The following is a 14,642-nucleotide window of genomic DNA, read 5'->3' as shown; positions in this document are numbered from 1 at the left end:
CTCTACGTATGTCCCATATATGACAAGCATGCCGGACGGCCACGCTGGCTGTCCGGCATGCTTGTCATAAGTGCTCTATGTCAATTTATTTTCAGCAGCGAATGCGCTGGCGTCGTATCGCGTAAGAACACAATAATATCAAACCACTGCTTGACCGGTCCAGGCATGGATACATCCTCACCACCAACGCCATTAGCAGTAAAAACATGGGCCTGATTAAACCAGTTGCTGACCGGACCTGCAGGGGTCTGGCGCAAATCCAGACTATACAGAGGCTTATTGATACTGCCGAATACAGAGGTATAGGTACCCTCTTGTGGCGGCGCAAGAGAAGTAGTTTGCACGGCATTGGCCGTATAGGTAGTATAACTACCATGGTACAAACTTGTTCCAAGCGCCAGGTAATCCTGGTGATAACGTTGGCGCAGGAAAGCCCCCAGGTTGTTTGTCCCTGTAAGCTCACCAGAAAAATTATAGGTTGTATCATTAGCGATATGCATATCGTGCGCCCAGACGATCATTTTGGGATGGCTCTCACCGGAGTGATCGTGCAACCAGGAGACATTTTCTGCCATCAAGGCATCCCGCTGGATATACAGGCTCGTGTTACTTGAAGCTGAAGCACAGGACATGGCCTCGACGATGATGCGGGCATTTTGCAGGGCCAGCGCAAACGCTGCCGGCGAGGAACGTTGTTCATAGCTCTGTTGATGAGCTTTCAGCAAATTATATACCTGCTGAGGCTGATCAGCTAACTTCTTCTTCATACTCAGGTAGAGGTTTTTAACGTATGGCAGGTTTGCAGGATCGACATGCTGGATGTAGTTATCAACCTCGATAAAATCTCCACGATCACCCTGGCCTATCACATAGCAATCCATACCACGAAAGTGGATTTTTGTGGTGTGCGTTGGATCCGCGTTATATGCTCGCATCCATATGATCAACGCCTGATATTCCTGCGTTTGCCAGGCTTCAAGGAGTCCCTGTTTCATAATGTCTGAAAGATTGCCCGAGCCACCATTGATATAGGCATCAATGATGCTCGACATCCCCCAGTCGTTTTCCATCACAAATGTACGAAAATTCATTCTGGTAATCAGAAATTGCGTCAGGCGTGTCTTGAGCATAATAATCTCGTGAGTGCCATGTGTCTGCTCGCCCAGACCAACAATACTGGCACTGCCGATTTCTTTCTGTAGATGTACAAGATCTTCATCCGAGCTACCAGGCTCAACACTATTCAGCGGGACCACATTCTGCTCTATCCAGGCCTTGACAGGATCATTCGTTTGACTGGTGCCCGCAGGTCCCTGTTCACAGGCGGTCAAAACACCAGTAAGACATAATAAAATCATCAAAAAGTAGCATAGGCTGCGCTTATATGTGGTCATTGCTCCTCCTAAAGCCGCAAACAACATATAACATTTTTCATGCATCTTTACATAAAAAAAGAAAACCTGGCAGTCTGCCCTCCCAACAAGTATATCTGCGTAATACATAGCACCTGCTGGTACCTATAGCTATTTGTTATTATGTATATAACATAAAGCAATAATCATGTCAAGGGAGTCACAAGATACATATGTGAGGATTGCTCGTACGCGAACAAGTCGCAGCGACCAGCGCCAATACTTTTCGGTTAGCGAGACGTTGAGAGATGGTTCGACGTGACCAGCAAGCACGGTGTACGTGGAGAGGGCGCCACACGCGGAGGCCGCACTGCTGCGTTTGCGCAGGCCAGCGTGCAAGAACGACTTCGCAGTGCTGTGGCGCCTACACGGATCGTGTGTGCCGTGGCCTGCTCGCGCAGCAACGTGCTGGGTGAGCGGGTGTATCCTCCCCGTACCTTCTTGAAGAGGATCGCGACACAGGATCCGTCTCGGTGTAGGCGCCACAGGCATGCGATGCTCTTTGAGCACCTCGCTCCACCAGCACGCCGCATGCCGGCCTCCGCGTGTGGCGCCCTCTCCACGTATGATTCGCTGCTTTTCTCCACCATGTTTTTATTGCCACAAAATGCTTCACCGAAAAGTATTGGCGACCAGCGCTGCCGGTACGAGGCGCGAAACCAGCAAATTGACAAGGGCAGAAACTTTGTTAAAGTGGGGATCCGAAACGCATTTTTTTGGATGGATAGCGAGAAATTAGATGCCTGCACAACTTCCTTCGATCGTTGATGTGGCCAGGAAAGCTGGCGTCTCGATTGCTACGGCCAGTCGGGTTATCAGTAGCTCAACATATCCTGTTAGCGCAACCACGCGTGAGAAGGTACTTGCCGCCGCCAAAGAGCTCAAGTATATGCCCAACTCATTGGCACGCAGCCTGAAGGTGCAGAGAAGCAAGCTGATTGCGGTGCTGGTCGGCGATAATACTGATCCCTATTTTGCCCAGGTGGCACGCGGCGTCGAAGAGATCGCCAATGCCCATGGCTACCTGACGATTATGTGCAATACCGAACGCGATCCTGCACGCGAACTCGCCTATCTGCAGACACTTCAGGACTACCGGGCCGATGGTTTCATCATTGCCGGTAGTGGCCTCAGCGAGACCGACTATGCAGAGCAGGAACAGATCAACGAACTGGTACAGAAGATCCAGGGGCGCGGAGCCGCGATTGTCACACTCTCACCCCATAGTATCCAGGCACCCTCGATTCAGAGTGATAACATCGGTGGGGCCTATGAGCTCACCTCTTACCTGATCTCCCTGGGACATCGGCGCATCGCCTTCGTGACAGGTCCCGCGCATGTCACCGTCTCCGAACTACGCCAGCAGGGTTATACACGCGCACTGGCAGATGCCAGCATCCCTTTCGCCCCCGAACTCATACTAACAGGAGACTTCACACAAGCAGGTGGAGAGAGAATTGCCGCCACGCTAGCACAGATGCCGGTCGACCAACGTCCAGCCGCAATCTTCGCCAGCAACGACGAGACCGCCTTCGGGCTGATGAACGGCCTGCGCCAGCAAGGCTGGCGGCTCCCACAGGACATCTCAATCTGTGGCTTTGGTGATATTCCAATGGCCCCGATGGTCATTCCATCCCTCACCACCGTCAGCATCTCGCTCCGCGAACTCGGCCGGGCCGGAGCCCGGAAAATCCTCTCGCTGCTGCAAAACCACCAGACAGAGCCAACCATCGAAATCATGCCCGCCACCGTCATCAAACGCGACTCCACCATACCCCACCCGTAGGTTCGACCCTCGAGGTCGATTGCCTCCCCCGCATCGATCTTGCCCCGAAAGAGACCGATTTCCATTTTCTTGCTCACGTTGGGGTGGCCTTGGCGTTATGGGACCAATCGACCTCGAGGGTCGAACCTACCCGATCTCGTTGGGGTGGCCTTGGCGTTATGGGACCAATCGACCTCGAGGGTCGAACCTACCCGATCTCGTTGGGGTGGCCTTGGCGTTATGGGACCAATCGACCTCGAGGGTCGAACCTACGGGGCAGGGACATTTTCATCGTTGGCGCTGGCAATGGCGAATTGGTCGCGATGCGTGTGCCGCCACTCGACCCAGAAGGCGATCAGCAGTGCCTGCAAGACACCGGCAATCGGCGATGCCAGCAAGGCCCCCCAGATGCCAAAGAGTTCTGAACCAGCGATCACAGCCGCGATCGAGACAATCGGATGCAGCCCCACGGCCTCACCCACGATACGTGGACCAATGATATCGCCCTCCAATATGTGGACAACAATAAAGTAGATCAAGACTCCGACCGCAATCCAGATACCCTGGGTCAAAGCAATCAAGGTACAGACGAGTCCTGAGACCAGCGTTCCCAGAATCGGGATGAATTCCAGAATGAAGGCCAGCACCCCAGCAGGAGTGCATAAGGAACGTGGAAAAGGAACATGCCGATGCCAACCAATAAGCCAATCATTACCGCCAGGATTAACTGACCACGAATATAGCCCCCGACAATTTTCTGCAACGTATCTACTAAAAAGTTGGCCCGCCAGTTTTCGGGAAGATTCTCGCGTACCCAGCGTTCAATACGCCGACCATCGATCAAAAAGTAGATCGTAAATACGGCCACGACCACCATATCCAGCAGGAAATCCAGGATACCTGTAATTAAAGGCAACGCACTGCCGGCCGCTCCCTCCAGGCGTGTCACTACTTGTTGCCTCACCTCGGTAATCTGTCCCGGCGTAATACCCAGCGAAATTAACGTTTGTTCCAACGGCGATTTGTGACCGTTCTTCGCTGATAACAGGAAGTCCAGCGAACGCGAGAGGGCGCTAAACTGATGTAATGCTGTAATGGTGACAAAATAAAAGATACCACCCAGGATGGTCAGGGATAATAAACACATGACCACGATGGCAAAAGGACGAGGAATATATTTTTCCAGTCGCTGTACACCAGGAGCCAGGGCATAGGCGAGCAAGGAGGCAATCACAATCAACAAAAGCGCCCGGGCAATATGCGAGGCCCCCCAGAACACCACCGCGATCACACCAACCCACGCCAGAATCGCCAGCGCCACATCACGTCGCCGCTTCCACCTTACATCAAATGCTTCATCCCGCGCCAACCGCGGAATCCGCCCAATACTAGCCATAGTCTCAAAACCTTTCTTTACCTGCACAACTTCTACGCCACCATGAGAGGCAGAAGAGAGCATATTGCATAATACGCTGTGTCCTCTACCTGAGACTCAAGCCACATTGGCATACAATCTTTCACAGCCAGCCTTTTTGTTCAGCAATATGCGCAGCTTCAATACGGTTGCTGGCACCAAGCTTCTGGATCGCGACGGAAAGATAGTTACGCACGGTACCCTCCGAGAGAGCAAGGCTACTGGCGATTTTGGCGATGGTGTTACCTCCCGTGGCAGCGGCCAGCACGGCCCGCTCACGCTCGGTAAGTGGATTATTACCCTCGCTTAAGGCGCTTAAAGCCAGCGTTGGATCAACGATGCGCTCGCCTTCCATGATGCGCCGAATCGCCGCGGCCAGTCGTGAGGCCGGAGCATCTTTGAGGAGAAATCCGACCACACCGTTATCCATGGCCTGACGTAGATATCCCGGTCGGCCAAAGGTTGTAAGGATAAGCACACGGCAGTCGGGTATCTCAGTATGCAGGATCCCGGCCACCGTAATCCATCGCTCCCAGGCATCTCGATATCCAGTAACGCAATATCTGGCCTGGTCGCCCGAGCAACCGCCAGCACTTCATCGCCACGGCTTACCTCGGCAACAATCTCTATATCGCCTTCAAGGGTCAACAATGCGGCCAACGCCCCACGGACCATTGCCTGGTCCTCTGCTATCAAGACGCGAATCATCCTGCATGGCTCCTTTCTGCATCATCATTGGAGAACGCCTGTGCGTCACGTTTTTTACTGCTATTACCGCTATAAGGGAGGGTAATGGTCAGACGAAATGTTCTACCATCCAGTACAGCGGACTCGCAGGTGCCGGACAACGCTTCAACGCGCTCATTGAGTCCTCGCAGGCCGTTACCTGTCGTGCGTGGGATACTGTCTGGATCTGTCTTGAGCACCACCCCGTCGTTGCTGATGGTCAAACGGACCATGCTACTTTCCTGGTAGAGAGCGATACTACATTGGTGGGCACGACCGTGGCGGATACAATTAGTGACGCCTTCGCGCACTCCCCAGGCCAGGACACTTTCAATGGCGGTAGGAAACAATGTGTGCGCTTCAATGTTTGTTGAATACTGGTAGCTGATACCTGCGGCCGCCAGAATTTCACTGGCACCATGCAATTCGCTCTCCAGCGTAGGTTGACGATAATTGGACACGGACTCACGCACCTCTTGCAGGGTGGTACGAGCAACCTGTTCGATATCCATAATCTCGCTCACGGCTCGCGCTGGCGCTTGATCAATCAGGCGTCTGGCCAGTTCACTTTTCAGAGCAATCATGGACAGATTATGTCCGAGCACATCATGGAGATCACGCGCGATCCGCAGGCGCTCATTCACTACAGCCAGTCGCGCAATCTCCTCACGAGCGATGCGTAGCTCCCGACTGGTCTTGATAGCTCGTATTACCGTCATCACAATAAAGCAGACGGCCAGGATAAAGACGGTCCCCTGCAAAAGCTCAAGCCAGGTAATCGTGACACTCCAACTCAGCAAGATGATCGAGAGGGCCAACCCGATGGCGGTCAGGCTCGCCTGCTTTGCACGCAGACTCCCACCAACATAACTACTGGTGAAAATAAAAGGGGCCAGCCATTTATCGGCCTGACCAGATAAGGCAAGAAGAATACTGAGTACAGTCATACCCGCGATCTTCAGCCAGACGCCCACGTTCAACCCGGCCGCGCGGCATAATCCCCGCACTCACCAATCCAGCGGTTTGCCAGGTCGCCCAGAGATAGAGCGCGATAAAAAGGGCAGCCGCAGCCAGGATGCCCATCAGCCGATAAGGGGTCGCGCCATATAACTGTAGAGTATCCACAATAGGTGGAATGATAAACGGTAACCAGATCACCCATATCAGCCAGATGAGATAGCGTGATATGGGTGAAGAGGATAGCATGCTGGTTTTATCTGCGTCCTGTGTATTCATCCGCTTCCTCTTGCATGATTGTTTTTGTCGTAATAGCTCTATACCTGTAGGAATAACTCGCTTACGCTTCTACCGCGATCGCTGGCACTGGTTGCACACTGGCGGCCACACGCCTGGCCGTTACGATCAGCGTGATCGCAATGGCCAGATACCAGACTTCTTGTACACTCAATACCATGTCGATGACATCCTGCATTGGAATGTATGTACCGATCAAGCCAAGGATAGCAAGGACCGCACCCAGGACAAAGGCGATGTAGCCAAAGACACGCGGTGTCAGGCGTGAGCTAATCAGCACAATCCCGATTGCAATCAGATTCGCTGGAGCGGGCGCGATGACGTACGCGTGCTGGATCGCTTTGATCAGGTTAAGACTGACCCCCAGGGTTGCCATATCGCCACTCACGCCACCAGCAATCGCGCTGAGATAGAAAGAGACTTCCACAAAACTGATACCGACAATAACCGTAGCCGCAAACGCGGTAACCATGCCCGCCAGTGTACGTGTAGAGTCAGCCAGTTTCAGCAGACCCAGCATAAAAATGACTTCCAACAATGATCCAATGCCCTGTAGCCAGGCCCCAAACTCAATCAGCACCTGATGCTCTTTCCCCCAGACAACGATTTGCGGAATAGTTGCACCTGCTGGAGGTGCTGGATTAATCGAGAATGAAGCCATCAGTGCTACAACTCCAGGATACCACAGATAGCGATCAGTATGCGATATAAACGTGTTGACATTTCTTTTCTCCTCTAAGATGTATATGAACAAAAAATTTCCTCTTGGATAAAAGTGCTTTTCTCGTTGCGCCTGTACGTTCTTCGTTGTTTCTAGTGTAGTCGGATACAGTCGCGTTTTGTAGTGAAGGGTATCATAAAGTTCGTATGACATTTGTCATAGCTGTTCTGAAGGGGAGGATTGCTCGGACGTGAGCGGGTCGCAGCGACTAGCGCTGCCGGTACGGGTCGCAGCGGCTAGCGCCAATACGTTTCGTTGAAGGAGATAACCTCAACAGTATGGCGTGGCGTCGTGTACATGGAGAGGGCGCCACACGCGGAGGCCGCACTGCTGCGTTTGCGCAGGCTAGCGTGCAAGAACGACGCGCAGTGCTGTGGCGCCTACACGGATCGTGTGTGCTCGTGGCCTGCTCGCGCAGCAACGTGCTGGGTGAGCGGGTGTATCCTCCCCGTCCCTTCTCGAAGAGGATCACGAAATAGGATCCGTCTCGGTGTAGGCGCCACAGGCATGCGATGCTCGTTGAGCCCCTCGCTCCACGAGAACGCCGCATGCCGACCTCCGCGTGTGGCGCCCTCTCCACGTATGATTCTCTGCTTTTCTCCACCATGTTTTTTATGGTCACAAAAGCGCTTCACCGAAACGTATTAGCGACGAGCGCTGCCGGTACGGGTACGGGAAATACCAGCGTTGCGAAGGTGGGCTATACTAATAGTAGCAGGGTGAATTATTTCTTTTATTGAAAGGTTGGAATGTATGTATATTGATCTGCGGAGCGACACCGTGACCCATCCCACTCCTGAGATGCGTGAGGCGATGTATCGGGCTGAGGTTGGCGATGATGTGTATGGGGAGGATCCCACGATTAACCGTTTGCAGGAACTGGCGGCCGCGATGACTGGTAAAGAGGCGGCGCTCTTTGTTCCTACGGGGACGATGGGGAATGCGATTGCGCAGTTGACGCATGCAGGCCGTGGTCAGGCGGTGATCGTGGGTGATCAATCGCATATTTATCATTATGAGGCCGGTGGGGCCTCGACGCTGGGTGGCTCACCAATGTATGTGGTACCCACACTTCCAGATGGCATGCTGGATATGGCGGCTTTGCTCGGGGCGATCGCCGATGAGAGCGATGAGCATACGGCGGCGACCGCGTTGATCTGCATTGAAAATAGTCATAATCGCTGCGGAGGAACCGTTTTAAGTCAGGAACAGGTCGCGTCAATGGCGGCACTGGCCATACCCATGGCGTCGCCATCCACATGGATGGTGCCCGCGTCTTCAATGCGGCCACCGCGCTGGGGATTCCTGTCAGCGAACTGGTACAGGATGTTGATTCGGTGATGTTCTGCTTATCAAAAGGCTTGAGCGCACCGGTTGGCTCGATGCTGGTTGGCTCCAGTGAGTTTATTCGCCGCGCACGCCGTACGCGTAAATTACTGGGGGGTGGTATGCGCCAGGCAGGCATCCTGGCGGCGGCAGGCATCGTCGCCCTGGAACAAATGGTTGGACGCCTGGCCGAGGACCACGAGAACTGTGAGCGCCTCGCCTATGGTCTGGCCGACCTGCCGATGGTCTCCATTCAGACAGACCAGGTCGTCACCAACATCCTGCTCTTCTCGCTACAGCATCCCGATGGAGAGGCATTTACAACGCCGCAGATCAACCTCTTCCTCCAGAAGGCCCGCGCCCATGGTGTCCTGTTAGGACCGATGGGTGAGAAAAATATCCGTGCCGTCACCCATTATGGCATTGAAGCAGCGCAGATCGATAGCGCGCTTATCGCTATCCAGAAAGCACTCCAGGAAACACTGAACTCATAGCAGAGTAGAGCATCAGCCATGTGCGGCCGCCGCGCCGCACATGGGCGGGTCCGCCAGATCGTGCTTTTACCTGGTGTCGGCAAAATTCAGTGAGAAAGCGCGTTGGTGGCAAAAAATGCCAGGATCAGCAGACAGCTAACCACCAGTGCAAAAATGATCCGCAACATGATCCGTGATGTTTTAGGGTTCACACGTTTTGATGCCGGGGATCGCCCATTCATACCCATTATTATCAACCTCCATCGCCCTGGGTAGACATTTTACTAAAGATAGGGCGCATTACAAGAATGATGTCTCTTTGTTCCTATCAGACGTATTCTTTTTCCACTACCTATAAACGATGGGGGCGATAAATCCTAACAGTTTATGCTTACTATATCCTTTTCTTACTACACTCGTCACAATCACACATAGCACGCAATTTTTCGTATGTGTAAATGCCTGTCTTATGACCATCTTCCCAGATCGGGGTCAGGCCATAGCGGCCAACTGGCTCGATATTGACAAGGGTCGTCTCTTCACGGCTCAAGCTCTTCTTGCTGGCCAGCACGCCCGGGACACCACCTTCGCCGGCACACCAGGCACAGGGACAGGCCAGCGCAAGCGCTCCCAATCGTGCTTGCTCTCGTGCTCATCATCCCACGATAAGTAAAGGACGCGCTGCTCCTCATCCAGAAAAAATGAGGTTGGCGAAACATGACTATATTGTGACATAGGAATCTCCTCTTAAGTAGTATTTCTATAACGAATTCTTTTTTTCGTGCAGTGACATTATAATGCTTTCAAGACCCAGCGGTCTATAAATGAAAACCATCATGCTAGCCCGAATCATCCCGGGCACTCCACCCATAGCATGTAAACTATCACATTACATCCATAAATATTACTACATATAGACCATGAAATATGCACAGGTATATTTGTAACCTCTTCGTTACTCTGATGAAGCAGCCACGTTCTAGCAAATAGAAAACATTGGGGAAAGTGTTGAAGATGACGGATATTATATTAATTACTCTCGTAACTATTACCTGTCTAATCGTGCTCTGGCTGGCGCTGACAGCGGCACGGCGACAGAAACAGGGAGTTGAAAAGCTCCACAGTCAATTACAGGCCTGGACAAAGGCTCAGGAGATGCGCCGCAAACGTTGGGAGGAGCAGCAGCAGAAAGATCACGCCAACCTGGAAGTACGCTTGATGGCACACATCGAACACTTACATCTTGAGGAGCGTCGACGCAAAGTCCAGGAGACCGAGCGGGCGGTCTATGAGCTCTCGCATCTTCCTCGGATCGAAGACACTCCGCTACCACCAAAAATTCAGCAGACCGATCCTATCTATACGATTCCACACATGGTCCGCAGTTTCCATGGAGCCAATCTCGTCGGCTATGATCTCTCTTATCGTTACTTGCGCAATGCCGATCTCCGCAACGCCGACCTGAGCCAGACCAATCTTTTTATGGCCGATCTCACAGGAGCCTGTTTACGCGGCGCTAAACTCACCCAGGCGGATCTCTCGGCCGCGAACTTTATGCATGCAGATCTGACCGGTGCAGATCTCAGTGAGGCCAATACGCTGGTTACCGACTTTTTCGACGCCATCCTGGTGGGGGCGAACTTACGCAATACGCGTAACCTGACCAGCGAACAGATCCGGGGCGCCATCGTAGATAGAACAACCGAATTAGACCCGAAGATCGATATCACCCTACCTCGCATCCCACGCATCGCACTCCATTAAAGAAGATCTGGCGGGTCAGCAACGCACTTTCAATAGATAGAAATATTCTACATTAGATTACATCAGAATCCTGGCCCGCTATGCTATACTACAACCAGCAGTGTAGCCATACATTCTATTTTTATTGAAGGAACAAAATATATGTCACAAGAACATCTTCTTCCATTAGCAGGAAAAGCTGCCTTGATTACGGGCAGCAGTCAGGGTATTGGTCGGGCGATTGCGTATCGATTGGCTCAATCGGGTGCAGATATCGTGATCAATTATCGCAGTAATGCTGCGGCCGCCGAGGAGGCTAAAGCGAGTATTGAGGCCCTGGGGAGGCGCTGCATCGCGGTCCAGGCAGATGTAAGCAAGGAAGAAGATGTCACGCGACTCTTTGCAGAAGCGACGAACGCATTTGGTCCGATGGCAATTCTGGTCAATAACGCGGGCACGACCCGCGACAAATTGATCCTCCAGATGTCACTGGCCGACTTTGAGCATGTTATGGATACAAATCTACGCGCAGCATTTCTCTGCACAAAAGCCGCATTACGTGGGATGATGAAGGCCCGCTGGGACGCATTGTAAATATCGCCTCCGTCGCCGGTCTGATGGGTCCCGCCGGACAGGCGAATTATGGTGCATCGAAGGCTGCGATTATTTCTCTGACATTGAGTACCGCCCGCGAGATGGCGAGCCGCAATATTACCGCCAACGCCCTGGCCCCCGGCTTTATCCCAACCGAACTGACTTCGATTGTTACCGAGCCACAGCGCAAATATATGCTGGATAATACACCGCTCGCCCGCTTTGGTACCACCGATGAAGTAGCCGCCGCCGCCGCATTCCTATGCTCACCGGATGCTGGCTATATTACCGGTCAGGTCCTCAGTGTCGATGGTGGAATGTCTATGCATATGTAGCTTATCTGCTAGTGCTCTGTCAAAGGTGATGCGAAAGGCAGGGGATGCAATCCCCTGACTGGGTTCCAGGGCGGTGCCCTGGCCTCCCCCTCTCCCGCCCGCGTAGCGGGCGAACCTTTCCAATGAAGTTTGACAGAGTACTAACACGTCGAATAGTAAAAGCGAAGTTAGTGAAACAAGTTAGCGCTGAAAACACTCTAACTTTTTAACAAAAAATTTTGTTAAGGAGGACTTATTATCTTATGGGTCTTATTGAGACTGATGAAACGAATCTCTATACATTTGAGCCATTCGCAGCCCACGAGTTTTATACAGAGGTGAACCGTGCGCTGGTCAAACAGACATTGGCTCATCTCAAGCCTGCCACCGACAATGCCACGCTCACAATCGTGGATATGGCCTGTGGCACCGGAGCAGTCACACGCCTCATCGCGGAAGAGTTGGTCCGGCAGGGCCGGATTACGAATATTAAGCTGATTGGCGTGGACCCCTCGGCCGAGGCCTTACGCCGAGCCGAAAAAGGCATGGAAGAGTCGGGACTACCGATCAGCGCCGCCTTTATCCAGGGTGAGGCCGAAGATCTCCCCAACATTGTACAGAATGTGGATGCCGCCTTCTTCTGCAACGCGATCCACCTGGTACCAGATAAACTTGTTGCCTTCCAACAGGTCTCCTCCATTCTGGCTCCCCACGGTATTTTCGGTTGTAACAGTGCTTTCTATGAGGGGACCTATGTTCCCGGGACCGAGCGTTTCTACCGCTTATGGACACGACGCGCGGTCGGCTGGTTGAAGCAAGAGCATCCCGAAGCCCGCTTGTCCCGCGAGGCTAAGGCGATGGCGATGCAATGGCTCACAAAGGATCAGTATATTCAGGATCTGAAGCAGACCGGCTTTGCTACCGTGGAGACGCAGCAGACCGATGCCGTTATTTCACTGGATGGCTGGCGCGACCTCGGCCAGTACTGGCTCTTTATTGAGGAGCATTGCCAGGTATTCCTCTGGCTATCGGTGCTCAGGCGCTGGATGTCGCTGTGTATCAGGCCGGCGAAGAGATGGACTCAAAGAGGTGCCACGCACCTGGTTACAAATGGTTGCCATTAAGGAATAATAGCAAAATATGCGTGCAGGATGCTGCAATGGGTCATGGGAGCCTTTCCACCAGTTAAAGGTTCCCATGACCCATTTTTTTGTGCTCTACATTTTTCTTCCCTTGCCAAACACTACAATGAAAATCCTGAAGCATAAACTACATCTAACCTGATAAAATAGCGTGTGGAGTTCCACACACTATTTTCCTGCATAACCCCCTCACGCCGCTCCAGAGCAAAAGTTGACGTTGAGAACGCTAGCTGATATGATGATAGATACGGGTGCTTTTTATAGCAATTTCAGCGATAGGGTAAAAAATATGCACGAAGCACGTACATGGCGTGAGTTATTAGGAAAAATAATCGGTGATAATAAGGAAAAACAACGGCTAATAGAAACGCTAAAAGTTACCCCTATAACCCTGAACCGCTGGATCAACGGCGAATCTGATCCCCGGCCACAAAATCTACGGCAATTGATGAATGCCCTACCATCAAAATATCAAGAGCAAATGCGCAAATTTCTCAAGGAAGAACAGGGCTTAGGAGATTTTCCCCCTCCAACGTTTGAGCCATTGTTAACCGCCATTCCAGCAGAATTTTATGCACGTGTCCTATCAACACTTGCATCTACAACTGAGAATCTACGTTTCTGGTCCACCTGCAACCTGATTCTTCAGCAGGCCCTTGGCCACCTGGATCCAGAACGGCGTGGGATGTCTATCTGGGTGGTGCGCTGCATGCCTCCATCCGGCACCTATCATAAGGTGCGTAGCCTGCGCGAAAGTGTCGGGTAGGAACGCCACCCTGGATCAACAATCTGGAACAAAATGCTATGTTTCTCGGGGCCGAATCGCTAGCCGGGAATGTGGTTACACTCTGCCGGCCCGGAATTGTCCAGAATCTGGAGATCGAGCATAATCTCATGCCAGCCATCAAGGGTGAACATGAGAAAAGCGCGGCAATTTATCCTATTCTCAATGCGGGTCGCATCGCCGGCGTCCTGCTGGCCTCTAGCGCAGAAGTGAACTATTTTCTGCCTGCGAGCCGGGCTGAACTGGTCCAAAAATATGCTGACCTGATCGCACTGGCCTTTGAGGCAGAAGATTTTTATAGTCCAGAAGACATCGCCCTCGGTGTCATGCCACCACATGAGAAGCAAAAACCCTACTTTACCAGATTTCGGCAGTTTGTAGCTGAAACCATCTTGCAAGCAGCCGCCCAGCAACAATCCTTAAGCAATGCGCAAGCCGACCTGCGAGTCTGGCAAAAATTAGAAGAAGAGTTACTGCATCTTGCAACTCTATAATTGTGACAAATATATTCATACGCATAAATATTTTTACTATGAATGAGAGCAAGAAAGTATTTTTTTGCTAACAACATGCACCTCGCTGACCGTTGGCACGCTGATGAGTATGAAAAAGTTGCCAGTAGCGTCAGGTATGTATTATCCTGGAACCATACTGATGATCTAGCCAGATATAAAAAAGGAGACCACGACGAAACAGAGCTGCTACTTCGATGAGTTCGACCACCAACTTGATCCACACTGGACCCGGCGCTGTATGGGTAATGGTACGCTGGCCATTGAGGATTCTGCCTTACGCATGATGCTGGCAGAGAATCCAGATGGGGCCTATGCTGATGCCCAGATTGATGACTATGGCCAGTTGCCGCGCTCACAGTTTCCCTGGCGTCCTCCCTTACGGATGGAGGTGCGGGCTCGCTCGTCCGTGGGGCCGCAAACGCGCAGACCACTGCTCAGGATCTGAGCGTCCTGCGTGGA

Annotated in this window: 13 protein-coding genes and 4 pseudogenes; 10 read left to right on the top strand and 7 right to left on the bottom strand. The window is 52.3% G+C overall.

The window, feature by feature from the left end; genetic code table 11:
* Positions 1-80 precede the first annotated feature (80 nt).
* On the bottom strand, positions 81-1,394 hold the full coding sequence (locus KDW_RS30470) for an erythromycin esterase family protein (RefSeq protein ID WP_162005764.1): 1,314 nt from the start codon (positions 1,392-1,394) through the stop codon (positions 81-83).
* Positions 1,395-1,670: 276 nt separating this feature from the next.
* Here KDW_RS30470 and KDW_RS32110 point away from each other — a divergent pair, with 276 nt between their 5' ends.
* Both KDW_RS32110 and KDW_RS30460 read left to right on the top strand, forming a co-directional pair.
* Positions 1,671-2,180, top strand: coding sequence for a hypothetical protein (locus tag KDW_RS32110; RefSeq protein ID WP_162005763.1), 510 nt, complete (start codon positions 1,671-1,673; stop codon positions 2,178-2,180).
* Complete coding sequence (locus KDW_RS30460; RefSeq protein WP_151759651.1) at positions 2,152-3,198, top strand: LacI family DNA-binding transcriptional regulator; 1,047 nt, start codon at positions 2,152-2,154, stop codon at positions 3,196-3,198. Before KDW_RS32110 ends, KDW_RS30460 begins: the two co-directional genes overlap by 29 nt.
* 248 nt (positions 3,199-3,446) lie before the next feature.
* On the opposite strand, the pseudogene KDW_RS30450 reads toward KDW_RS30460, so the two are convergent.
* The 5 genes and pseudogenes from KDW_RS30450 to KDW_RS30430 all read right to left on the bottom strand — a co-directional run bounded on the left by KDW_RS30450 (position 3,447) and on the right by KDW_RS30430 (position 7,325).
* Positions 3,447-4,573, bottom strand: a pseudogene (locus KDW_RS30450) (AI-2E family transporter).
* A 121-nt stretch (positions 4,574-4,694) separates the two neighbouring features.
* Positions 4,695-5,299 (bottom strand): annotated as a pseudogene (locus KDW_RS30445) (response regulator transcription factor).
* Entirely contained in the window at positions 5,296-6,264 is a 969-nt protein-coding gene (locus KDW_RS30440; protein WP_151759648.1) for a sensor histidine kinase, read from the bottom strand. Before KDW_RS30440 ends, KDW_RS30445 begins: the two are co-directional and overlap by 4 nt.
* Positions 6,218-6,553 carry a hypothetical protein gene (locus KDW_RS30435; protein ID WP_151759647.1) on the bottom strand — a complete coding sequence of 112 codons (336 nt, stop codon included), beginning with the start codon at positions 6,551-6,553 and terminating at the stop codon, positions 6,218-6,220. Before KDW_RS30435 ends, KDW_RS30440 begins: the two co-directional genes overlap by 47 nt.
* Before the next feature lie 61 nt (positions 6,554-6,614).
* Entirely contained in the window at positions 6,615-7,325 is a 711-nt protein-coding gene (locus KDW_RS30430; RefSeq protein ID WP_151759646.1) for a hypothetical protein, read from the bottom strand.
* Positions 7,326-7,570: 245 nt separating this feature from the next.
* Here KDW_RS30430 and KDW_RS30425 point away from each other — a divergent pair, with 245 nt between their 5' ends.
* Positions 7,571-7,771: a hypothetical protein gene (locus tag KDW_RS30425; protein ID WP_151759645.1), complete on the top strand. Its 201-nt coding sequence runs from the start codon at positions 7,571-7,573 to the stop codon at positions 7,769-7,771.
* 274 nt (positions 7,772-8,045) lie between these two features.
* Positions 8,046-9,112 (top strand): annotated as a pseudogene (locus tag KDW_RS36355) (GntG family PLP-dependent aldolase).
* A gap of 373 nt (positions 9,113-9,485) precedes the next feature.
* Here KDW_RS36355 and KDW_RS30415 read toward each other — a convergent pair.
* Entirely contained in the window at positions 9,486-9,725 is a 240-nt protein-coding gene (locus tag KDW_RS30415; RefSeq protein WP_151759644.1) for a gamma-butyrobetaine hydroxylase-like domain-containing protein, read from the bottom strand.
* 380 nt (positions 9,726-10,105) lie between these two features.
* On the opposite strand from KDW_RS30415, the gene KDW_RS30410 reads away from it, so the two are divergent.
* The 6 genes and pseudogenes from KDW_RS30410 (at position 10,106) to KDW_RS30385 (ending at position 14,628) form a co-directional block, all read left to right on the top strand.
* On the top strand, positions 10,106-10,855 hold the full coding sequence (locus tag KDW_RS30410; RefSeq protein ID WP_151759643.1) for a pentapeptide repeat-containing protein: 750 nt from the start codon (positions 10,106-10,108) through the stop codon (positions 10,853-10,855).
* 141 nt (positions 10,856-10,996) lie between these two features.
* Positions 10,997-11,763: pseudogene (gene fabG / locus KDW_RS30405) on the top strand (3-oxoacyl-[acyl-carrier-protein] reductase).
* A gap of 242 nt (positions 11,764-12,005) precedes the next feature.
* Complete coding sequence (locus tag KDW_RS30400) at positions 12,006-12,866, top strand: class I SAM-dependent methyltransferase (protein WP_151759642.1); 861 nt, start codon at positions 12,006-12,008, stop codon at positions 12,864-12,866.
* Between the two features lie 307 nt (positions 12,867-13,173).
* Positions 13,174-13,650, top strand: coding sequence for a hypothetical protein (locus KDW_RS30395; protein WP_151759641.1), 477 nt, complete (start codon positions 13,174-13,176; stop codon positions 13,648-13,650).
* A gap of 38 nt (positions 13,651-13,688) precedes the next feature.
* Complete coding sequence (locus KDW_RS30390) at positions 13,689-14,162, top strand: GAF domain-containing protein (RefSeq protein WP_151759640.1); 474 nt, start codon at positions 13,689-13,691, stop codon at positions 14,160-14,162.
* Positions 14,163-14,421: 259 nt separating this feature from the next.
* Positions 14,422-14,628 carry a hypothetical protein gene (locus KDW_RS30385; protein WP_151759639.1) on the top strand — a complete coding sequence of 69 codons (207 nt, stop codon included), beginning with the start codon at positions 14,422-14,424 and terminating at the stop codon, positions 14,626-14,628.
* Positions 14,629-14,642: the final 14 nt, after the last annotated feature.

The sequence above is a fragment of the Dictyobacter vulcani genome (assembly GCF_008974265.1).
Classification (GTDB): domain Bacteria; phylum Chloroflexota; class Ktedonobacteria; order Ktedonobacterales; family Ktedonobacteraceae; genus Dictyobacter; species Dictyobacter vulcani.
The sequence above is the reverse complement of the archived record's forward strand: the minus strand, read 5'-3'. Positions and strand labels throughout refer to the sequence as shown.